The organism is Pseudoalteromonas sp. DY56-GL22, assembly GCF_041414715.1.
In the GTDB taxonomy this organism is placed as follows: Bacteria; Pseudomonadota; Gammaproteobacteria; order Enterobacterales; family Alteromonadaceae; genus Pseudoalteromonas; species Pseudoalteromonas simplex.
The window spans coordinates 235,286-257,576 of the sequence record NZ_JANHZR010000001.1 but is presented as its reverse complement, the minus strand read 5'-3'; the positions used below and the strand labels follow the sequence as shown (position 1 = coordinate 257,576).

The 22,291-nt window shown below is 41.2% G+C and carries 17 protein-coding genes; 5 read left to right on the top strand and 12 right to left on the bottom strand.

Annotated elements, in window-relative coordinates; all coding sequences use genetic code 11:
• Nucleotides 1–68: 68 nt before the first annotated feature.
• The 12 genes from NO991_RS01095 to NO991_RS01040 all read right to left on the bottom strand — a co-directional run bounded on the left by NO991_RS01095 (nt 69) and on the right by NO991_RS01040 (nt 18,657).
• A complete protein-coding gene (locus NO991_RS01095; protein ID WP_194441266.1) occupies nt 69–2,504 on the bottom strand; it encodes an Ig-like domain-containing protein in 2,436 nt (811 codons plus the stop codon).
• Between the two features lie 29 nt (nt 2,505–2,533).
• Nucleotides 2,534–5,236: a TonB-dependent receptor domain-containing protein gene (locus NO991_RS01090; protein ID WP_371351568.1), complete on the bottom strand. Its 2,703-nt coding sequence runs from the start codon at nt 5,234–5,236 to the stop codon at nt 2,534–2,536.
• Nucleotides 5,237–5,313: 77 nt separating this feature from the next.
• Nucleotides 5,314–6,294, bottom strand: coding sequence for a DUF4880 domain-containing protein (locus NO991_RS01085; RefSeq protein WP_194441264.1), 981 nt, complete (start codon nt 6,292–6,294; stop codon nt 5,314–5,316).
• A gap of 5 nt (nt 6,295–6,299) precedes the next feature.
• Nucleotides 6,300–6,815, bottom strand: coding sequence for a sigma-70 family RNA polymerase sigma factor (locus tag NO991_RS01080; protein WP_054553565.1), 516 nt, complete (start codon nt 6,813–6,815; stop codon nt 6,300–6,302).
• A gap of 112 nt (nt 6,816–6,927) precedes the next feature.
• Nucleotides 6,928–8,211: an HlyD family type I secretion periplasmic adaptor subunit gene (locus NO991_RS01075; protein ID WP_194441262.1), complete on the bottom strand. Its 1,284-nt coding sequence runs from the start codon at nt 8,209–8,211 to the stop codon at nt 6,928–6,930.
• Nucleotides 8,208–9,920 (bottom strand): type I secretion system permease/ATPase, encoded by a 1,713-nt coding sequence (locus NO991_RS01070; RefSeq protein ID WP_235378206.1) that lies wholly within the window; start codon nt 9,918–9,920, stop codon nt 8,208–8,210. The genes NO991_RS01075 and NO991_RS01070 overlap by 4 nt, the downstream gene beginning before the upstream one ends.
• The gene (locus NO991_RS01065) at nt 9,917–11,812 is read right to left on the bottom strand and encodes a hypothetical protein (protein ID WP_194441260.1); all 1,896 of its coding nucleotides are present in this window, start codon (nt 11,810–11,812) and stop codon (nt 9,917–9,919) included. The genes NO991_RS01070 and NO991_RS01065 overlap by 4 nt, the downstream gene beginning before the upstream one ends.
• Nucleotides 11,813–11,866: 54 nt before the next feature.
• Complete coding sequence (locus tag NO991_RS01060) at nt 11,867–12,505, bottom strand: heme acquisition protein HasA (protein WP_371351567.1); 639 nt, start codon at nt 12,503–12,505, stop codon at nt 11,867–11,869.
• 106 nt (nt 12,506–12,611) lie between these two features.
• On the bottom strand, nt 12,612–14,558 hold the full coding sequence (locus NO991_RS01055) for a choice-of-anchor tandem repeat GloVer-containing protein (protein ID WP_371351566.1): 1,947 nt from the start codon (nt 14,556–14,558) through the stop codon (nt 12,612–12,614).
• Nucleotides 14,559–14,575: 17 nt separating this feature from the next.
• Entirely contained in the window at nt 14,576–17,080 is a 2,505-nt protein-coding gene (locus tag NO991_RS01050) for a TonB-dependent receptor domain-containing protein (protein ID WP_371351565.1), read from the bottom strand.
• 101 nt (nt 17,081–17,181) lie between these two features.
• The gene (locus tag NO991_RS01045) at nt 17,182–18,147 is read right to left on the bottom strand and encodes a FecR domain-containing protein (RefSeq protein ID WP_371351564.1); all 966 of its coding nucleotides are present in this window, start codon (nt 18,145–18,147) and stop codon (nt 17,182–17,184) included.
• 6 nt (nt 18,148–18,153) lie between these two features.
• Complete coding sequence (locus NO991_RS01040) at nt 18,154–18,657, bottom strand: sigma-70 family RNA polymerase sigma factor (protein WP_371351563.1); 504 nt, start codon at nt 18,655–18,657, stop codon at nt 18,154–18,156.
• Between the two features lie 286 nt (nt 18,658–18,943).
• Here NO991_RS01040 and exbB point away from each other — a divergent pair, with 286 nt between their 5' ends.
• From exbB to NO991_RS01015, 5 genes are read left to right on the top strand one after another with little or no spacing between them, the layout of a single operon-like run.
• Nucleotides 18,944–19,816 (top strand): tonB-system energizer ExbB, encoded by an 873-nt coding sequence (gene exbB / locus NO991_RS01035; RefSeq protein ID WP_371351562.1) that lies wholly within the window; start codon nt 18,944–18,946, stop codon nt 19,814–19,816.
• A 4-nt stretch (nt 19,817–19,820) separates the two neighbouring features.
• A complete protein-coding gene (locus tag NO991_RS01030; protein WP_235378200.1) occupies nt 19,821–20,252 on the top strand; it encodes a biopolymer transporter ExbD in 432 nt (143 codons plus the stop codon).
• Nucleotides 20,252–21,106, top strand: a complete 855-nt coding sequence (locus NO991_RS01025; RefSeq protein ID WP_371351561.1) for an energy transducer TonB — start codon at nt 20,252–20,254, stop codon at nt 21,104–21,106. Before NO991_RS01030 ends, NO991_RS01025 begins: the two co-directional genes overlap by 1 nt.
• Before the next feature lie 23 nt (nt 21,107–21,129).
• Entirely contained in the window at nt 21,130–21,735 is a 606-nt protein-coding gene (locus NO991_RS01020; protein WP_235378199.1) for a biliverdin-producing heme oxygenase, read from the top strand.
• A gap of 13 nt (nt 21,736–21,748) precedes the next feature.
• Nucleotides 21,749–22,165 carry a YbaN family protein gene (locus NO991_RS01015; RefSeq protein WP_371351560.1) on the top strand — a complete coding sequence of 139 codons (417 nt, stop codon included), beginning with the start codon at nt 21,749–21,751 and terminating at the stop codon, nt 22,163–22,165.
• Nucleotides 22,166–22,291 lie beyond the last annotated feature (126 nt).

Genomic DNA, 22,291 nt, shown 5'->3' with positions numbered 1-22,291 from the left:
ACGAGGAAGGGGTAATATTAAGAAAGCGAACCCGAAGGTTCGCTTGTTTAAGTTTTTAAATTGGCTGTTTAATTTAGCTGACCTTCTTCACACTCTTCCCACTCATTGAAAAGACTGTCGTCATTGGCTGTGCGCCATATTTCGTATACATAAGTAATTTCTGGGATTTCTCTAATATTGAAAGAGAAATGGAAGCCTTCAGACTTATCGTCATTACGAATACAAGGCACTGCAGGTACTACGGTTTGAAATGCTAAGCTTTCGCCTTGTTGAATAACACGTCCTTCATATAGGTTTTCAAAACGAGGGGTAAGACTCGCAAGACCACCATTAATATGGCTCACCTTAACATTTTCAACTGTATACGCACTGTCCATAGCACTTAGCTCCCACTGCACATAGCCTTCTTCTAAGAATGGACGCGAGCTTGCACTAAAGCCATTTGCAAATGGTGGAATTGTTTCATACGGTAGTGGGTGCCATAAGCTTTCGCCATCTTCATTAATACTTCGTAAGCGAACACCTTTCGCTTCTGATAATGGATCAACTTTAACAACAAAATCATATTGTGGTGCATCGTCTATTAAATCAGTCGCTGAATAACGGAATGTATAAGTACCTGGTTTGGTAAACACTTGACCGCGTGTGGCAGGACAATCAGCTTCATCAGGGTAACTTGTGAACTCACCACCTTCAGGCGTGCTAATTAACTCTTCATGGGTGAATACTTCGTCACCATCAGCATCAACCGTAACAGGGCGATGTAATAATGACATGCACGGTAAGATTTGATAGTAATCTTCACCTGGCTGTAGTCTTCCCCAACTACGTGCCCACACAACAGAACGAATTTCAGGCGCAGTATTGGTAAGTTTTGCAAGGCCATCATCTTCTGCATAAGTTTTTGCAAAAAGTCCGCGGTCATCTTCAACAATCAAGCGCGCAGTATATGAGCCTGGTACGTCAGTTACCACGCGAGCACGGCGATACTCTTGGGTTTCAGGTTCAATAACTGGCTCAATAACCGCGTTACTGCCATCTGGACGATCAACAAGTTCCCAATGGAATGTCATTGGATCATCATTTGGGTCTTCACTTGATGCATCGAATACGAGTGCATCACCTACAATCACTGATTTAGATTGAGCATCTACACCGCGTGTTGAAGGCTGCCCATTAACATTACCAATTTTAGCTTCCATTGTTGCATTGGTTGTTAGTTGATTAACACCATCAGATACAACCATTCGTACTTTATACATGCCTTCAACATCAAGCTTTTGGATCTTTTTGCCCATTGGCTTCCAAGAACCAATATCAACTAACTCAACAGTACTTGTTTCTGGCTTTTCTATAAGTTCCGCACTGATTATTTGCAGTGCTTCACCTTCTGGATCATAGCCTGAAAAATTAAACTCAGCGCGTAAACCAACTTCTTGTTCACCAATACTATAAGAAGGGAAATAGCCTGTTGCGAGTAACTCGCCAACGGGTGCTTTGTTTTTATTAGACTCAGGATCTTTCTCTACAGTTACAAGAACTTCACGCTCTTCGCTTTTTCTTGCACCATCAAACACAAACAGTACCAATGAATACTCTCCCGCTGCAGCTGGCGTAAAAGTAAGTGTATCTGTTGTTCTTCCTGTTAATTCAGGTAATGGAATAGCATCAGGTTCAACAGGACTGTAAGCCCATTTCCAACGGTATTGTAAAGACGCTCCTTCAGGGTCATTACTTTGTGATGCATCAAGCGTGACTGTTTGCCCAAGCTTAACCGTCACATCGTCAGCAATCGCAACAGGTGGAGCATTACCTGATGAAACAGTTACGGTAACCGTTTTTGGTTCACTGGCAATATTTCCGTAATAAACAACCAACTCAAGTTTGTAATCTCCAGCTACATCAACAAATAGAGTAGCTAAACTAAGTGTTTCATTGCTTAAATAACCCGCACTTTCAGCCGGTTTTTCAACAATCTTCCATTGATAATCTAAACTGCCTGTCTCGCCTGTAGGAGGTAAACTAGCACTTGCATCTAGGCCGACACTCGTTGTGCCCAAACTTACACTGTATACAGGCTCAGTGATTGCTGTCGGATATGGTGATGTTGCATTAAAAGTAATGCGTGTTGCTTCACTGTTATTAACACCGTCATTAACAATAAGACTAATGACATATTCACCAGGAAGATCAGCCACAAAGTCGGTGCTAAGACTATCATTGCTGGTTAAAACCGCTTCACTTTGTTCTGGGCGAGAAATAAGTTGCCATTGATAACTAAGTTCTTTGTTATCAGCGCTACTACTTTGATCAGCACTTAGTTGAATTTGTACTGCACCATCTTTAAGTGAGAACGTTGTTTGTTCTGTACTGCTAGTGATAACAGCCGTCGGTTTTTGTTCAACAACAACAGGGGTGCTATCGTCGTTACCACCACCTCCACCACAAGCGGTTAGCGCTAAAGCTAGCCCTATAGCGGTGAATGTATGTAGCATCAATTTCATCGGGGTCTCCTTGCAGGTTTTTCTGGCAATTAAAATTGTAAAGTTAAGCTAAGCTTGGCTGTGCGCCCTGGGGCTGGCACAAGTCCTAAGCTCAATGCGTCTAAGTAGTAACGATCGGTAATATTATCGATAGTAAAATCAAGGGTCGCCGTATCGTTAAATTGGTATGAACTGTAGAAATCTAAAAGGTTATAGCTGTGCCATAGCACAGGCTCATTAAAACCTGTTGGTGCGTTGTATCGAGGAATTGAGTTTCTCTCGCCCATAAAGGTAGCGCGTAAACCAGTCTCGAATTTTTGATCAAAAAGACGTAAGCCTAAATGCATGCTGGCATGCCAGTTAGGCGGGATCATATTATTGATGTAGCTCTCAGGGATCCCCCAGTCATTACAGTAATAGCGTACATAGCTACCAACATTACACACTTCAATATGGGAATATTTAGTGCCACTTAATTCAACTAACCAAAAAGGTGTTGTGTAACTAAAGTTCAACTCAACACCATTAAGATCTAAACTGTCGATATTGCGCATGCGGAAAAAATCGAGCATACCGCCTTGTGATTGCTCCCATGCATTTGGTTGTGTTCGAGTCAAATAGTCATCTACATGATTCTCGAAATAGGCAAGCTTGATAGCCAGTTGCTCTGTGTTATTCGCTATTTTTTCGTTTAAATAATTAATACCCAATTCTTGGTTTTTGGCATGCTCGGGTTTCAGAGGGATATCAAGCACAGGGCTCACAGACCAGCCCGAAGTACTTTCAAACAAGCTTGGCATGCGTAAAGCTTCTGCGTGTCTAATGTATAATTGAAGACCGTCTAACGCTTGCCATGTTAAAGCAATAAGCGGCGCACTACCTGAGTGACTATTCTGATAATTGACAGGGACACAGCTTCCTTGCCCATCAGGTGTGCATGCGGGATCATTGGGCTTAAGCTCTAAAGGATTTTTATCTTTTGAAGAGAAATGACTAAAGCGTAATCCTGCTTCTAATTGCCACTGCTTTGTAATTTGCCAATCGACAGCGCTAAAAGCACTAAACTCTTTACGCCAACCGCTTCGTGAACCAGCATAAAAACCTTCTGTTTGGGGCGTGTCGGTATCCATATCTTCCCACTGCCCAGCAATGCCATAGCTCAATGCAAGTTCGCCATGATTGTAGAACATCATTTTATTACTAAATTCAGCACCCCAACGCTGATAGTCATCTTTTCGAGCTATGTTATCGGCAATATCCACCGAGCCGACATCTGGCGTATTTAAATCTGTAATCGCATCTGTGTGCCACAAATTAGCCGAAAAGTCGGCCCAATCATAAGTAAGCGGTTGCCATTTGTATTTTAATGTATAGGTATGGTTTGTTACTTCGCTGTCAAGCCATTGTCTTGCTTGACCAAAAGAGCGAATTTGCGAAGGCATCATTTCGCCATATTCGCTGTTATAAAGGATATAACTCATCTCTAAGCTATGATCTTTTGGCATCACCAAGTTCGTTTTAAGTAATACCGACTCACTATTGAAATTTGTATTTGGTATACGCTCATTAGCACGAAATCTTGACGCACCTTCCACTGACACTGGGGTCTCGGTATACCAAGCCATTTTAACCGGCTCACCATAAATCAATTCGGGTTTAGGGCCATGGCTACCTGCATAATAATTGCCTTGTTCACGCTTAGCGTAAGCACCAACTAAGTCACCCCAACTAAAGCGTTTTGCTGCAGCGACACTCCCCGCGTAACTCGCAAACTCTAACAAACTAGGCCTGTCCATTCCTTCTTCTGGGGCAAAATGCTCAGGCATCAAGTACTGTTCAGTACAATAAGTTGGAAAGCGACAGTCTGAGCGATAAGCATTACGAGGGAGATAATAGCCTGCATAGGTTCCAGGCTGAGGTGCGTTTGAGCTATTACCAATAGCACTCGCTCTTAAACGTACACCTGACAGCTCCCCTTCTTTGACAATATCGTCTGCATTAAGAGTGCTAACACTTACTAATCCGCCCGTCGCACCGGTCCCTTGCGCGTCCATAACAGGGCCTTTACTAATCGTCATTGAGCCAATTAAATCAGGGTCAATATAACTGCGGCTAGAGACACCTGAATACCCTCGATAAACAGTTGTTTCTTGGCGACTTCCATCAATAATAACTGGCACACGGCCTTGACCTTGCATACCGCGGATATTGATGTCTAAACCACCTGAGTTACGGTTCTCACTGACTAATACCCCAGGTGTACCTTGGAATATATCGCCAACACTGGTACCGCGAAATCGTTCAATATCTTGCTGAGTGATGACGTTTACCGATTTTGCCTCGGTATAGGTTTTATTTTTGAGTTTATTGTGTTGTCCCTGAACTTGAATAGTATCAAGAGCAATCACATCTGATTGTGGCTTTGCTTTAATGATCCAAGCGTTTTGAGCAATCAAAAACGCTTCTAATGAGGTTGATTGTAAAAGTTTATTTAAAGCAGTTTCTGTGCTGTAGCGTCCTTTAAGCTCTAATACAGAGATATTTTTTACGATTTGCTCATCAAAGCTCAGTGTGATCCCTGCTTGTCGTGAAAGCAGCGTTAATGAATCACCTAGATTACCTGCAGGTAAGTCAAATTGAACTAATGTGAAATTAGCTGAACTAGCTGATGATTGCGCCGCATAAATTGGGGCCACAGACAACAGGCTCGAAACAAATATGGCACAGCTAGTAAGCAATACACGAGACGGCATGTGAGTTTCCTTTTTTCGTTACATACCTATAAAGCCGAACGAAAAATGAAAAGCCGTAAAAATAAATGAGAATTATTTTACTTTGGTAAAATTTCAGCCCAGAAACGGGTCAGATAGTTAAGCTTTGCACCCACTGATTGTGCAACAGTTGATAAAATTAAATCTGTATCTGAAAGCTGAAATACACCAGAAATTAGCGTGTCGTTTAAACTTGGATGGCAACGAATATGGCCGCTTCGATAACGAGCCAATTCGTGTAAAAAATCGGCAAGCGGCATGGCTCTGGCAGTGAGTAGATTTTGACGCCAACTACTGTAATCAAAAACCCCAGAATTTAACGTAAATTGTTTATTGGAAAAGAGTTGATACGTTGAGCCTGCTTGTAGGGATAAACTGTTTTCACTTGCCGCTGCACTGTAATGCAGTAAGCCTTTATTTACTTGTACAACCGCATGGCTTGCCTCATGACGAACAAATACTTCTGCGTTTTGAGTAGCAAATACACCATGCGCAGTGTGCAGTTGTACTGGTGCATCAATAGCTGCGGTTTTTAAAAATAACTCACCTTGCGTGAGCGTAATAGAATTACTCTTGTGCTCATCAATTTCTACCGTACTATGGCGGTTTAACCACAGTTGGCTATTTTTGAAAACGGTAAATTCTTCGCGACTATTTCTGGTTGATAAATCGGCACTTAAATAATGACGAACGCCTTGCTGCTCAGCTAAAAAAGCCACACCAGCTACACTTAGTGTCGTACCAAGCGCGCTTTTGAGCAAACGTCTACGCTGCAGATTATCAATTTCATGGTCTGTTTTTTGTAATGTTTCTCGTGCATACCCAGCGGACTTAACAGCAACATCACTAAATGCTTTATCAAGGTGTAGTAACCGAGCACATGCCAGCTCATGCAATGGATCTGCACTGCGCCACTTCACAAAATGTGCCTGCTCTGCCTCACTGATGCTGCCAGATTCAATTTTAATTTGCCATCGAATTGCTTGTTGAACTATGTGTTCTGGAATATGAGCTTGATTGTGATTGAGTCTAAAATTCATCAGATTTAGCTGTCAAAATAAACAAGTTGGTAGCACTGTAGTGTTGCTTTAGCGATATATTTTTCGACTGAAGATAAACTTACTTTTAGTTCGCTTGCGACATCTTTATAACTCATGCCATCCAATCTAACCATTAAAAAAGCTTTTTTTTCTTTTGCTTTCAAACCCGTGAGTAACTTGTCAATTTGCTCAAGTAAGTTAAGCAACTCTAATTGCTCTTCGGGCGAAAAGTAGTCAGACTCAGGCATTGATTCGAGCATGCTTTGATAATTACGTTCAAGCACTTGCCTGCGTAATTGATCTGTCATCAAGTTACCAGCAACTTTCGTAAGCCAGGCACGAGGGCTACGCATATCATCATAAAGCATTGGCTTATTTAACAATTTTATAAACGTATCTTGCGCCAGATCCTGGGCATTATCAGCACTACTTGTTCGCTTAGCAATCCAACGAACTAACCATTCGTGGTGTTCTTGATACAGCGAGTTGAACCCAGTTCTGTTAGTGGTCTTGCTAGTCAAAATTTACAAAGTCCCGTTGCGTGGCAGGCGGACATTATAAACAATAATCATTCTCATTCAAACTAATTTATTAGGTAAACCTTCTTAATTATTAATTAAAGTGAAATTCTTTTTAATTATCAGCCATTGCATGAGGAATACGATCAATAAAAGGTTTAAACAAATAACTCAGCATCGAACGCTCTCCATTTTTAACAAATGCTTGAACTGGCATCCCTGGCTGTAACACCAAATCTTTTAGCAGCGCTTGTTCATTGACGCGAATAGTTACTTGATAATAAGGTTGCCCAGTTCGTTGGTCGTTGACAATATCTTGTGTCAGGCTATCTATATTGCCTTTTACCTTTGGCGTGGTGCTGGTATTAAAAGCATTAAATAGCAAATCAACTTCTTGACCAAGTAAGATGCTATCAATTAGATGAACTGGTACTTTCGCATCGACAATAAGAGTTTGGCCTTTAGGCATTATTTCCATTAATAATTGTGATTGGGATACTACATCACCAAACGCATTAAGGCCTACGACTTGCCCCGCTGCTGGTGCGCGAACTTCACTATTATCCAGGCTAAATTGAGCCGTAATGATCTGCTGTTTGAAATGACTAATACTTGCTTGATTGGTAGCCATCTGTTGACTGAGATCTTGTTTGTAAGCTTTTATTGTCTGTTGTAATTGAGTGTCTTGCTCTAATAACCTGGCCTGTTGTGCTTTTAGTTCTGCTTGTGAATTTGCTGAATCAGCACTGATCTCCGCAGCTTGTGCCTGTAATTGATAAAGTTTTTCTTGTGATTGATAGCCTTTATCAACTAAAGCTTGTGTGTCTCTAAGCCAGTTTTTATATACCGCCAATTGCTGTTGCTGACTGGCAACCACATTTTGTAGGCCTAAAATTCTCGATTGCGTAGTGTGTTTGTTATTTTCTAACAGTAAGAGTTTAGCATCCTGTGTTGCTTTTCTTTGTACAAACAATTGCTGATGCAAGCGCATAGCCTCTTCGGCTTGTGGTAATGCTATTTCGGTTAGCGCTGATGAATAATGCAACTTCGGCGTTTGTGTAAACTCAGCATATAAACGTTCCTTTTCTGCCAGTGCCATATAATATTGAGTTGTTGCGGCCTCAAGCTGACTTTTAGCGACTCGGTTATCGAGGGTCACTAAAGGCTGATTTTTCTCAACCCACTGACCATTTTGCACTAACAACTGGGCAAGCACCCCACTTTGTGGAGCTTGTATTTGTTTTTTTCTTCCAGATACAATAACTTGACCTTCAATCACAGCACCTTTATCCAGTGGTGCAAAGGCTCCCCAAAGTAAAAAAACACCCAAACTTAGTGCCGTCATAATCCAGCCCCAAAGAATGTATTTACGACCTGCTATGCCGTGTTGAGCATTCATGCTATTGCCACTCCTTGTTGACTTTGTTTGGCTCTTTGCATGGCGTTTAATACGTTTTCTTTAGCGCCAAATGCCTGAACATGGCCTTTGTTTAGTAACAATATTTTATCGCTCATAGCTAAAATATTCGCTCTGTGAGTTATGAATATCACACTACTGCCAGCTTGCTTTAACGTTTTGATTGTTGCTGCTAACGCAGCCTCACCGCTGTCGTCTAAATTCGCATTTGCTTCATCTAAAATAACCACCTTAGGATCAGCATACACTGCTCTTGCAAGACCTATGCGCTGTTTTTCGCCGCCCGATAAACCGGTTCCTGCTTCACCTAGTTGCGTTTCATAACCATTACTTAACTTGAGTATCATGTCATGGACCCCAGCCAACTTCGCGGCTTTAATCACCAAGTGATCATCCACCTCGCCAAATCGTGCAATATTTTGCGCGATACTGCCTGCAAAAAGGCTCACATTCTGTGGTAAATAACCAATAAAAGGGCCTAAGCTTTGTTTATTCCACTGAAATACATCTGCGCCATCTAAACGCACTTTACCTATACGCGGCTCCCAAATACCGCATAGCATTCTCGCAATTGATGATTTACCAGCACCTGAGGGGCCTATAATGGCCAAAATTTCTGCAGGTTCAAGCTCAAAACTAATATTTTTAAGAACAGGATGCTGAGCCATTGGTGGGATTAAAGTGGCGTTCTCAATGGTTAATTTACCGCTTGGTTTAGGTAAACAAAGCCCTTCCTTTACTGATGGATATTGACATAACAAGCCATTTAAACGTTGTTGTGATTGCTTTACTGATTGCCATTGTTTAAAAGCACCAACCAATTGCTCAACTGGCGAGAGCATGCGTCCTGCCAAAATAGAGCCCGCAATCATCATTCCAGCTGTTATTTCTCCCGCAACAGCTAACCATGCGCCTGCACCTAGCATCATTGACTGTAATGCTAGTCGTAAAACTTTACTGGTTGCAGTAAGCACAGAACTTAAATTACTCGCTTCACTTTGATGGCAAATTCCAGCCCAGTGTTCTGACTGCCATCGTTCTTGTAAATTTTGCTGCATACCCATGGCTTGAGCAACTTCGGCATTATTAATGATATCGCTGGCGAGTCTGTTAGCATTTGTAGTTGCTTGTGAGGCTAAAACTAGAGACTGTTTAGCCCATAATTCATTTGCTAAAGCCAAAGCAAATAACACTAAACTACCAACCAATGCGAGCGTGCCCAATAAAGGGTGAAAAAAGAACAGAATGACTAAGAAAATAGGCGCCCAAGGCGCATCAAAAAAGGCAAACACGCTACTCCCTGTCATAAACTGACGAACTTGATTAAGATCGTTAATCAGTAGTCCTGAGTTAGCGTTACCAGTTTTAAGTTGATGCTGATATAACGCATTAAATACACGGTTGTGTAAAGTTTTATCAAATTGTTGACTAATGCTTATTAATACTCGGCTCCGGATCCACTCCAGCCCCCCCATTAATAAGAAAAATACCGCAACCATCGAAGAGATTAGCCATAAGGTGTCTAAATTTGCTGAGCTCAAAACGCGATCATAAACCTGCAACATGTAGATTGCAGGCAACAGCATTAATACATTAATGACCGCACTAAACCCTGCAACATGATAAAAACTGCGCATTTGCAGCTTTAAAGCATCTTTAAGTGGTTTACTAAGCGCTTGCGAAGCGTTCATTTAAACCTCGTTGCACGAACTGGTTTAAACAATGCTGCCGCAGTTAACAAAAACAGCCAACGCCAGTCTAAACTGCCGCCATTACCATAGCTAAGTGACTCACTGTCTTTTGCTTTTGCTTCTGCATCCACATACAAGGTTGCTAGGGCAGCAAAACGACTATTCACATCGCTATCCTTACAATTAACTGTCAATGTATAAACCCCTGTCTGTGGCGAAATAACCATACTGCCTTGCGGCTCTAGTGGCGAATCAGGTTGCCAGTCGCCAATCACTGTTTCCCCCGTTGCTTTACAGTCTGTTGCATTAAAACTGGACCAAGTCACTTCGGCTTGCTCTCCTTGCTTTATAGTCCCTGGAGTTATGCTGATTGACACTGAGCCTGTCGGCTGTTGAGCACTTAAATCTACTTCAAATACAGTACCGAATTTATCATTGAGGTATTTATTACCAGAATTATCGGTATACCCTCGGCCACCATATAAGGTGGTGCCGTATAAGTTACCGTTTGCAGCTAACATAATACCGGTTGGCACTTTGCCGTCGGCATCAACATCTATCCCCGCTTTAAAAGAGTGTACATGTTCAAAACCACTTTCAACGACCACGCCATTTTCAACTTTAATATCTGCGAGGCGAATGCGATAAATGGTGCCATTCCCGGTTACTTCCCCAAATTGTGAAGGATATGGGTTACCTTGCTTTACGCTTATAACTTCATCTTTATGGACACCGCCCCCCATCGTTGTACCATAAAGGTAGCCATTGTCCGTAATCGCCATTGGTCCGCGGGGCTGACTGCCATCTAGGTCACTAAATGTATGCACTAACACAAAATCAGAACCATCTTTTTTTACTCTAAATACAGAGCCAAAAGGGTTACTGCCATCATAATGAGGATATTCTGTATGGATGAGGTTTTCTTTATCGGTCACAGAATATAAGGCATAGCTACCACCACAAATGCCATTATCAAATTTTGCCTCTTGCTGATTATGAACGATTATTCCTTTTGTTTTACAAGTACCTACCGACGTGGTGCCGTATAAATAACCTTGTTGGTCTTCAACCAAATAGGTGGCTATACGCGCAGCTTCACCTCTTGTCCACGGAACTTCTCCCTCGGCTAAGGTAAACTCGTGTATAATTTCAGGGCTTTGTACTGGGTCGTTACTTAAGTCCATTGCGTAGAGGGCGCCGACAATAAAATCATCATCAATCGAGAGTGTATCTAAAAATGGTGTGCCTCTGGGGTAGGCCAAATAGCCAAATAATGTATTACCACTCAATAACATACCTCCCGCACCAGTATAATAGCCATGCGGGTTATTGTTAAATCTATGCAGTTCAATCAGGGTGTTATCGGCGTCTAAGCGCATTAACCGCGAGTAAGATTCGCCGTCAGTGTCTATAAACAATAGCCTCCCCTGCTGATCAAAAATAGGCTGAACGTTAGGTTGACTGCTAAGCTCTTCCTCACTGTTATCAAAAACAATATTTTTATTGCTGCCATCTGAGTGGACATAAAAAATGTTACCATCTAAATCAATACTATAAAGCCTATCAAGCTGTGGATGCTCAGCAAAACCCACGTATGATTTAATATCTTTAGCCAATGAAAAATAATGACCTTGCACCGGCGCCAGCCCCCACATATTTGCTGCCCTAGTGTCGTTACCAAAAATATCTACATGTCCTGTGGATGATATTCCCAGCAGTTGGTCTCGCTCAGCATTATAGATAGGGGGTGCATAGGGTTTCCCTGCCGTAGGCCAACCTTCAGGGCCACTATAATGAAGTGAAGTCAGGTAATTTACACTAACATCGTCAACCGCCGTGGTAGCAAAACAAGAAAGCGGCAAAGTGAATAAAAAAATGCAGAGTGTTTTCATAGCTAGCTCAATAAGTTTTAAGTAGCACTGCAGCAAAGCTACAGTGCAGTTAGATTATGCAACGAGTTCGTATTCGACAAAGCTTGAAACACCAATAGTGTCAAGTGATGCAAAGCTAGCAGCACCTGTGTCGTTTAGGGTTAAGTCAATTCCATTGTCAGATAGTAAAGTAGTGAAGTAATCAAACTCCGCATCTTTTAAGCCATCTACAATGTTATGGGTGGTATTGTCACCAGTTGTACGGTCAATCACATTGCCGCTTGCATCAATACCGGCATTTAAGCCTATGGTATCTAGACCATCGAAACTAACTAACTCATCAGTTAAGCTGTATTCACCGCTAGCATCTTGAGTGATGCCGTAACCAAAGGAAATTGAGGCAATTTCACCGTAAATTGTATGAGATGGGCTAGAGAAGAAGGTGTAATCTAAGTAAGAACCATCAGCAGCCTGAATGATAAAGCCTAGGCTGCCATCGCTTGAAGTGCCCTCTTGCACAAATTGCGTGCCAGAGAATGTGCCAAAGCTCCCCCAAAAACCTAAATCTACAATAGGATCTGGATTTTCAGTACCAGCGAAACTACCAATGCTTTCATCGTAAGTTGTATCGGTAAAAAACTCACTTGCGTAGGTGAAAAAGTCATTTAAACTGCCGTAGCTATAATTTGCACCATATGAAACTTGTATAGACATAATATTTCCTTTTCTGTTTTTGTAATGACCTAGAGGTCTGAAACAGTCATATCAATTGCGCGCCAGATTGATATGACTGGGTTAATTAGCAAAACTGGTTGCTAATTTAGCTTTTAATTTTGTTACGAAAGCGCCTACCAACTAATAAGCCAAGAGCCAAGATTACACCGCCAAATGCCCCACCACTGCTGCTATTATCTTCCGGTTCAGGCTCTGGTTCTGGTTCAGGCTCTGGTGCAGGATTAACTAAAATATCCAAAGTTTGAACATAGTCAGTTTGGTCGTTATCTTGGCAAGTTAGAATGTATGATTTGTTGCCATCAGTGCTTGGCTCGATAGTTTCGGTACCACTGGTTTCTTTTGTACCTTCCCAGTCACCACTAGCCGTACATTGGCTTAAGTTAGATGTTTGCCAATTTAACTCTACGCTTTCTCCTAAGGTGATTTCGGTAACTGAAGAAGTAAAGTTCAGCTCTGGTTTTGGATTTACAACCACATTAACTAACTGAACATGTGTTTTTTGGTCAGTGTCTTGGCAACTTAATAAATAAGATTTTTCACCTTCAGAGCTTGGCTCAATTGATTCAGTACCACTGGTTTCTTTTGCACCTTGCCAATCGCCACTGGCAGTACATTGGCTTAAGTTGGTTGACTGCCAGTTGACTTCAACACTCTCTCCTAAAGTTATTTCAGTGGTTTGAGTATTAAACTCCAAGGCATGCTCTTTTACAGTGAATTGATATACGCTTCCTGTGTCGTTTACCGCGTCGCCATTGGTGGCACCGTAAATAATTTGTTCGCCATTCTCTCGCGCACCAGCAGTTAAACCTACTGGTAAAGGTGAAGCTTGATCTGCAAAGTGGAGTACAAGCTGAAAATTGTCTTGCTCTTTATCAAGATCACGTGCATCTGTACTTAGATTAATACGAAATAGCACACCTGAATTATCGTCACTGCCTCCGGCGGTTATTGTACCGTAAATATTTCCATCTGCTGCAACTACAAGTGGACCCGCTGGCGTTTTACCATTTAGGTTTGTTTCTGCTTCATCTTGTTCTGAACCAAATGTATGTAACACGGTAAATGCGTCTAAATTGGTTTTGTGGGCACGCCATACTGTTTTAGCTGACGTTCCGTATAACCAATCACCGCTTTCTACTAACGAGTTGGTTGCTAAGGTATGGTCATCGATTAGACCATGTAGGTTATTAGAAAAGGTTTTTAAAATTTGTACTTCTGAGCTGCCATCCGTTTTAACATTGGTTAAATCTAGCTTAAACAAGGTGCCGCTTGGGAAGTCGCCATCTTCTAAGCCTTCGGTACTGCCTGCTCCATCAGACTTTGAAGATTTATGTGCAAGGCCATATATAGCATTATCTTGCTCACTGTATATCAGTGAGGCAGGCGCTTCACCTTTAGTAAAAATATTGCCCTGTTTGTATTCATCACGGCTAAAGTCAATCAGTACTGCGATTTCACCTTCACTATTAAGACGCAGTAATGCACTATAATCACTACCTCGTTCATAAGCGGCAAAATAGATGTTGTCTTGTGCATCTATTGTCATCAAGCCTTGTACTCGGAAGTCTCCCCCATTAATACTAGAGAGATCCAAATGCGATAGTGCATCCTCTATTACTTCGCCTTCACTCCATTTGAATAATGTTCTGTTTGCGCCACCGTAAACAACTCCCTGACTATCAACCACGGTATTCGTTACAAAGGCTAGCGTGTCGTTATTAACTTCGTTTATATATGTGATGTAGTCGGTCAACTCGCCTTCGGTTAATTGGGGAGTGAAGCTATAAATACCCGACTGCGTTAGCGTGGCAAAGTCACTACCACCACCAGAAAGAAAAGTACCTATTAATTTACCATTATGGGTATTTAATGTCGGTGGTTTTGCAGGCATCATGCCTTTATCGCCGCCCATCATAATGGTCTGCGGTGTACCAAATGCATGTAATTGTTGTAGGTTAATTTCAGCTGCACTTGCAAGATTTGCGCTAAACAATGCACTGGTAATAAGGGCTAGCTTAAAGGTATGTTGCATTTTTATTCCTTTATTATTTAAAATGTTGCGGTTAATTGAGCAGTGGCGGTGCGCCCAGGCGCAATCCAATATGAAGTACCATTTGCTTCGGCATAATTGAGATCGGTCAGGTTGTCGACCGACATACGTAATTTAAACTGTGATGTGAATTGATATTCCAACCAAAAGTCATAAACTTTCCAGTCAACAACGTCTTCATAAGCGCTGCCACCACGACCGTCGTTATCTTCGTAACGCATTCGAGCGCCTAACTTTAAAGTGTCTTCAAATAACTTTAAGCCTAGGGTCAATGCACCACTGTGTTTTGGTGGAGGGATATAGTTCAAGCTTCCCGATCCAGCTTGACCCATACTTGTTTCTGGATAACCTACTTGGCTGCCGAGAGGAAATGGATCATAGCCTCCCTTGCCAAGGTCAACATTCATTTTGGTGTAATTAAGCTCAGCAAATAGCCTTTTTGATTCATAATCAGCTTGCAGTTCAAGGCCATCAAAACGGATTTCATCTTGTAAATTGACATAACTCAATGTCATTCCACTGTCATCAATAGAAGTAGGTCTCATCACGCGACCTTGGACAATAAAGTTATCGATGGTATTTTCGAACCATGCTGTTTTAATGAATAAATCGTGGCCTTTGGCTATATCAAGCAACTCAAAATTAAGACCAATTTCATTATTCCAAGCTTCTTCAGCTTCAAGTCCAGGGTTTGGGTAAAAAGGGAAAGAGTTACCAACATGAGCACCAAATAATAAGGTTTCTGTGATTTCAGGCGGCCTGACTGCCTGAGCTGAACTTAAGTAGCCTTGTATTTTATCGTTAAAGCGATAGGCTAAACGCATATTTGGTGAAAGGTAATTTTCATGCCGGTCAACGTCAAAGTCGGTATAGATCAAAGTGCGACTAGGCGAAACTCCGGGAGGGTTAAGAATGTAACCAGAGTATATTTCTCCACCTCCTTGCAGTGAAAATTGCTCATAGCGCAAACCTGATTCAAAAGAAAAATGCTCGCCGTATTGCCAATCTGCTTGAATATAAGCACTGCCTAGAGAGCGATCACCTTCTGGGGTTGCACCTGTAAACCAAGATGGGTCGCCAGTTCCTGGCGTTTGCTGTATTGCTTGAGGCTCTGTCCAGTCTTTAAAATACTCGCCGCCTAAAGTAACTAATAACAATGACTCATGTTGTGTTAACCAATCATGCTTGAGACTAAAAAAGGCAAGATTATCAACAACCATACCTAGGGTGTTGGTTTCATATTGCAATTTAAACTCGCCGTAGGGATTGCTGCTTTCTCCCATTTCATAAACATGCTGACGCATTTGAGTGCGGTTGTAATAAACACTGGCATTAAGATTGAGGTAATTTGAGTTTGCAGCCCATGTGTAATCTAATTTAATCGTATCGTTATTAAGTGAACTGCTACTTTCGGGCTCTGCATCTACTGATGTCGTTGAGCCTTCTTCAAAGTTGCCATAAAAGCCGATATAGCTAAGTTTTACTGACTGCTCTTTATTTATTGTGTAATCAGCTTTGAGTAATGACGACCAGTTATCTTGCTCGGTAAAGTTACTCATTGCGCTAAAGTAATTACTAGAATCAGCATTACCACCATGTTGGCCTGGCTTAAAACGGCCAACATTCTTATGTCCTACCGCAGCAACAAGTTCTAGATCTTTTCCCACACGCACAGTAGACGCTAATAAGCCTTGCATGTGATAGGCATTGTTGCCAGATGAAATGGCTAGCTTAGTACCATGATCTTTACCGGGAGCCGCCAAATCATCAAATTCAAGCGTTTTAAAATTTACAACACCAGCAATCGCGCCAGCACCACCACTTTCACCTACCGGTCCTTTTGCAATTTCGACATTCGACAGTAATTGAGGATCTAAATAAACCATCCCATTGGCACCATGACCACTTCGTTTGAAGTTCTGCCTAGCTCCGTCAATCATCACATTAACTCGACCAAAATCTTGTAAGCCACGAACATTTACTGCAACCCCAGGCTCCTGCCGAGTTTGGGAAGTGGTAACACCTGAAACGTTATAGAAAATATCTGATGTATCACGTGGGGCAATACGTTGAAGCTGAGCTTGATCAAGTTGAGTATTTGAAGAGGCTGATTGATAAATTTCTATACGCTTATTAGATGTGGCCTGAACCTCTAAGGTATCGAGTAAAATATCACCATTTGATTGGGCTAAGAGTGCACGTATAACATAACTTCCATTAGCCGTTTTCTCGGCATACAAGCCAGTCCCTAAGAGAAGCTGTTGGAACCCCGTATCAAGTTCGAATTCACCTTTTAGACCAGTTGATTGCAGATCGCCAACTTGCTTAGGATCAAACTGCAGCAAGATGCCTGTTTGGAGGGCAAATGTATTAAGTGCTTCAGCCAAACTACCTTGCGGTATATCAAGTTGGTGGGCTTGATCTGCTAACACCTTTGCAGAAAATGTAAATTGCAAGCATAGCCAGACTGTAAAAATGAAACGCGATAAGCGGCCTTGTAACATAAATAGTTCTCATTATTTTTTAGAGCTATTAATAGGACGCAGTAAAATCAAAAAGCAGTAATAAAATTTATTAAATAATGAAATTAATTTTATAACTTATTTTATTTCAATGAGATATATTCAAAATAATTGGCGACAGAGGTATGGGTCACCGCGGGTTCTGACGCTATCATCTGTAGCGCCATAGCAATATTGTCTGTTGGGTAAACACCTGAAACTCGGATATGTTCAAGTGCGGATTGGTTGTAAATAAACACGCCTTGATAATGAGGCTCAAGCAAACTTAATAACCTAGCTAAACTCATATTATTAGCAACTAACCTATTATTTAACCATGCTAATTCTATATCGGGGTTTGTAGCTGTTGGCCCAATGAGGTGACTATTAGCCACTGACATTGCTTGACCTTCCTTACCTACGACACATTTTTGAGCAGGTAAATAGCACAGCTCTACTTTTGATTCACTCACAACGACAAAGGTATCTTGTTCGTGGCGTTTAACAGTAAATTGTGTCCCCAAGGCTGTTGCCGTTGCTTTATCTGTCTCCACCACTAATGGCCAACTTGAATTAGTTTTTGCCACTAAATGTATCTCTCCCTGATTCAACTTAATCAATCGTTGCTTAGAACTAAATTCTATATCCACTTGGGTTTGCGCGTTGAGAGTCAGTATGGAGCCATCTTTAAGCTCAACAGTTTTTTGCTCCCCTTTTAGAGTGTAATAATCAGAACTGATTCCTGTTAGACCTACATGACTGGCTATGAGACCAAACCCGACAAAAAGTGCCGATAAAACGACCGATTTAGCAAAATGATTAGACTTAGGCTTATCTTTATCTAGTACCCTATTGAGGATTTTCGAATCAAAATGGCTGTTATCAGTGCTGTCAAATTCGCGCCACAGTGCTTGCAATTCTGAGTAAGCTTTTTGATTTTCAGGATCGGCTTTGAGCCACTGACTATGGGCTTGAATATCGGCATCGGTGAAGTTGTCAGAATTGAGTAAAACACACCAATTTGCGGCTTGTTCAAGCTTAGATTTGTAGTCTGGGTACTGTACGGACATTATGGCTTAATCGAGTAATTGACTGTGACAATGAAGCAATGTTTGAGCGATATATTTTTGCACCATACTCAAAGATATATTCAGTTCCTGAGCAATTTCTTGATACTTCAGACCATCTAACCTTGCCATTAAGAATGCGCGCCTTGGTTTATCTGCTAACCCTTCAAGTAAGCGCGATAACGCCTCTAGTTTTTGAATCATTTCATGCACTTCTTCACACGAAGGGGCATATTCTTGTGAAGACTCTAACTGAGCTTCAAGGTAGGCTTGCTCAATGCGTTTACGTCTTGCTTTATCGATAATTAAACGATTTGCAATTGTAGCAAGGTAAGCACGGGGTTCTTTCACTTCAAATAAATCAATTGACGAAGTCAGAGCACGAATAAATGTGTCTTGTGAAAGGTCTTGTGCATCGTGATGGCAATGAAGTTTAAGTTTCTTCTGTAAAAACCTTAATAACCAAAATTGATTGTCGCGAACAAATAGATCCATACCGGTGTAATTAAGCACTGCGGTTCCCTACCAACAACAGCAAATGATAACAATTATCATTACCGTATCATTGTTATTTATTCAAGGCAAGTTTGTTGTTTAAAATATGATAATTACTACTTTTGGCTAATCTCTTTTCAAAACATTCCATTCAATCAGAGAATTACAACGAATCGCTTAAGGCAAATGCCCGCCGTCGACAAAAAATTTTAATTTTTATTACGGGAAAATGATTTTGGTGCGTCTTATTAAATATGACGTTTATTTTTTTCGCCATTTTTGTCAGTTGGCTGGAGTAGATTTAATGAAATTTGGAGAAGTGCTTTTTGTGGCTCTTGTTGGCTTTTTTACCGGGCATAGTTATTCATCTGAGCAAGACCCAGTAAATGAAATAGTAAGCCAAGTAACTAAATTAGATAACCCACAATTAGCCGATAGCGCAGCTTTTGTTAGTCATGATCTGTCGCCTTGGGGTATGTATTTAGCAGCCGATGTGATTGTTAAAACCGTTATGATTGGCCTACTACTAGCTTCAATTGTGTGTTGGGGTATTTTTATCGCGAAGCTTATTTATCTTAATAAAAGTAAACGTGAAGGCAGGGCTTTATTAGTCAAACTATTAAATAGTCATAACTTAAAAATGGCAGAACAAGGTTTAACTCAAGAGCCAAGTACGGCAAAACTATTAATTCAAGCTTGCCTACATGAGCTTAGCTTAAGTAGTAATAACGCAACGACAAGTGATGCATTAAAAGAGCGTGTTGCAGCTCGATTAGATAGGGTAAAAGCCGAGCTATCTGCAGATATGAACAAAGGTACGGGGGTTTTAGCAACCATTGGTTCTGTTGCTCCATTTGTTGGTTTGTTTGGTACTGTTTGGGGGATTATGAATAGCTTTATTAGCATCGCCAAAACACAAACAACCAACCTTGCTGTTGTCGCGCCAGGCATAGCTGAAGCATTACTAGCAACAGCTCTTGGTTTAGTTGCAGCAATACCCGCAGTTGTAATGTACAACTATTTTTCACGCTCTATAACAGCCTATAAATCGCAATTGTTAGACACAGTGACTGTCATAATGACAATCCTTAGCCGAGACTTATCAGCAAAAGATTCTCAAGCAAAACCATTAGAGCAGTTAATTGACTATCAGCAAATCAAAGCTGCAGGGAAATAAAGCCGTGTCTTTTAACTTACAACAAGATGATGAAGAACTAGTTGAACAACATGACATTAATGTCACGCCGTTTATTGATGTTATGTTGGTTTTACTGATTATTTTTATGGTTGCTGCACCATTAGCAACAGTTAGCGTGCCTGTTGAACTACCCAGTATTGATTCTGAAACGAAAGCCTCTGAACAAAAACCAACTTACCTTACATTACAAAAAGATTTGTCTTTGGTTATTGGTGAAAAGCAGTCTGTCGCGAAAACCGAACTAGTTGAAGCGTTATTGCAGCAAAAAATCACTAATGAGCACGCAATTTTGATCCGCGCAGATCGCAGTGTGGATTACGGGGACTTTGTTGATTTGCTGAATATTCTTTCTAAAGCAGGCTATAAGAACATTGCGTTAGTTGGGCTAGAAAAAACACAAGCGAGTCAGCAGTAATGAGCATGATAGCTGGCCAGCCAACGCTTAGAACAGGCTATCGTAAATTACAGTTACTCTGTGTTTCAACAGTATTAGTTGTTCATCTATTGGTTGCAGCTTACTTTATTATGAGCCCAGCAGTTGCAATAACACAAACGGCAAATGCCGCAATGCCTGATGCCGTCGTCATTAGTATGGTAGCCGCACCTAAAGTACCCAAAAATGCACTACCTGAGGGGCCTGAACAACAGATGGCAAGTCAATCCTCAGCTGAGAGTAAGCCTAAACCCAAACCAAAAGAACAACCAAAAGTCGAGCAACCAGAGCTTATCGCCAAGCAGTCTGAAATTAAAATTACAAAGCCTAAAGTAACTAAAAAACCCAAAGTAGCTAAAGTTGAAAAAGTGCAAAAAACAGCTGTTGATGACGCTAAGCCTGTTAAAGAGAAAGTTGAACAGACAAAACAAAATTCCCAGAACGACAGCGCTGTTGCACAGACAACTGCACCAAAATCAATTGATGCAGCCCCAGCAGAACAGCGTACAGGCCCAGTAAGTAATGTATTTAGCAAGCAACAAGCTGAGGCTAAGCAGCGCTGGCAAATGCAATTATCAGCTCACCTTGAAAGACGTAAACGCTATCCTCGAATGGCAAAACTGAAACGTCAGCAGGGCGTGCCTTGGGTCAAATTTACAATGGATCGAGAAGGCCAAGTAATTGCAGTCTCTTTATTTAGAGCAAGCGGTGTGTCATCCCTTGATGAAGAGGTACTTGCTCTGGTCAAACGTGCAGAACCATTACCCTTACCCCCAGACGAAATAGCAGGTACTACATTAACGCTCACCTTACCTGTTGAATTTTTTATAAATTAAATATTAGCTACACGGAGTTAATCATGTCTTCATTGGATATGGAAACAATTAAAGAGAACACTTTAACAGCCCAGTTTAAAGCAGAAACATCTTCTATTCATGATGGTTTAGATAAAGCGATTATGACTAAAAGGCCTTTTTCAAGCATTGAACGCTATGCATTGTTTTTACAAGTACAGCTAGCATTTCATATTACGGTCGCCCCTTTATATCATGATAAAAGGTTTCAAGATTGCATTGCAGGGCTTGCAGGTATGCAGCGCTTAGATGCTGTGTACGATGATTTATGCGATTTATCATTTAAGCAGCAGGCCGATGAAATTCGTAAGCAATACGCTGATAAGCACACATTCTCATTTGAACAAGGCTTAGCGTGGTTGTATGTAGTTGAAGGCTCAAATCTCGGTGCAGAATATTTATTAAAAGCCGCCAAACGTATTGATTTATCAGAGACATTTGGCGCTAGACATTTAGCACCAGCCGAGCAAGGCCGCGGTGCTGCATGGCAACAGTTTTCTAATTCAATCAATAAAATAGAGCTTGATGATTTACAAAGAAAAAATGCGCTTATTGCTGCTCAACAAGCATTTTCGTTTGTTCGTGAGCTAGTCGATAAAACATTTGCATAAGCCAAAAATAAAAATGAGCAGCAACAAAATAAAAAACACACAGGGAATGACTGAAGGTTCCAAAGTACTGAAAGTACTATTCTTTCTCACAGGTTTAATTTTTACTGGGCTTGGAATTATAGGTGCGATTCTACCCGTGATGCCAACGACTGTTTTTTTAATTGTTGCTGTTTATTGCTTTGGGCGCTCCTCATCGCGGTTCGAAGCCTGGCTTTTAAATCATCGCCATTACGGACCAACATTAAGAAACTGGCAACAATATGGCGCGATTTCGCGTAAAGTTAAATGTATTGCCTGTGTGGGGATGGCAATAGGCTTCATATTATTTTATCTTGGTGCGTCACCAGCGTGGCCGCTTACAACAACAGTCGCTTTGTTTATGCTATTGTCAGCTTGGTATGTCTTATCAAGGCCGGTTGCAAATGAGTAAGAAACTCACGTTAGCTGTTTAAAGTTACAGCTAATACTAATCTGCAATAATACTTAATCATTTTAAGGGATTAAACCCACTATCTGCGTTAAAAATTTCTGCTTTACGACCGCATGGATGCAAATG

Bases quoted from the DNA above. Each gene is read 5' to 3' on its own strand.
- NO991_RS01095 (WP_194441266.1), bottom strand. From the start codon at position 2,504: ATGAAATTGATGCTACATACATTCACCGCTATAGGGCTAGCTTTAGCG.
- NO991_RS01090 (WP_371351568.1), bottom strand. From the start codon at position 5,236: ATGCCGTCTCGTGTATTGCTTACTAGCTGTGCCATATTTGTTTCGAGC.
- NO991_RS01085 (WP_194441264.1), bottom strand. From the start codon at position 6,294: ATGAATTTTAGACTCAATCACAATCAAGCTCATATTCCAGAACACATA.
- NO991_RS01075 (WP_194441262.1), bottom strand. From the start codon at position 8,211: ATGAATGCTCAACACGGCATAGCAGGTCGTAAATACATTCTTTGGGGC.
- NO991_RS01070 (WP_235378206.1), bottom strand. From the start codon at position 9,920: ATGAACGCTTCGCAAGCGCTTAGTAAACCACTTAAAGATGCTTTAAAG.
- NO991_RS01065 (WP_194441260.1), bottom strand. From the start codon at position 11,812: ATGAAAACACTCTGCATTTTTTTATTCACTTTGCCGCTTTCTTGTTTT.
- NO991_RS01060 (WP_371351567.1), bottom strand. From the start codon at position 12,505: ATGTCTATACAAGTTTCATATGGTGCAAATTATAGCTACGGCAGTTTA.
- NO991_RS01055 (WP_371351566.1), bottom strand. From the start codon at position 14,558: ATGCAACATACCTTTAAGCTAGCCCTTATTACCAGTGCATTGTTTAGC.
- NO991_RS01050 (WP_371351565.1), bottom strand. From the start codon at position 17,080: ATGTTACAAGGCCGCTTATCGCGTTTCATTTTTACAGTCTGGCTATGC.
- NO991_RS01045 (WP_371351564.1), bottom strand. From the start codon at position 18,147: ATGTCCGTACAGTACCCAGACTACAAATCTAAGCTTGAACAAGCCGCA.
- exbB (WP_371351562.1), top strand. From the start codon at position 18,944: ATGAAATTTGGAGAAGTGCTTTTTGTGGCTCTTGTTGGCTTTTTTACC.
- NO991_RS01025 (WP_371351561.1), top strand. From the start codon at position 20,252: ATGAGCATGATAGCTGGCCAGCCAACGCTTAGAACAGGCTATCGTAAA.
- NO991_RS01020 (WP_235378199.1), top strand. From the start codon at position 21,130: ATGTCTTCATTGGATATGGAAACAATTAAAGAGAACACTTTAACAGCC.
- NO991_RS01015 (WP_371351560.1), top strand. From the start codon at position 21,749: ATGAGCAGCAACAAAATAAAAAACACACAGGGAATGACTGAAGGTTCC.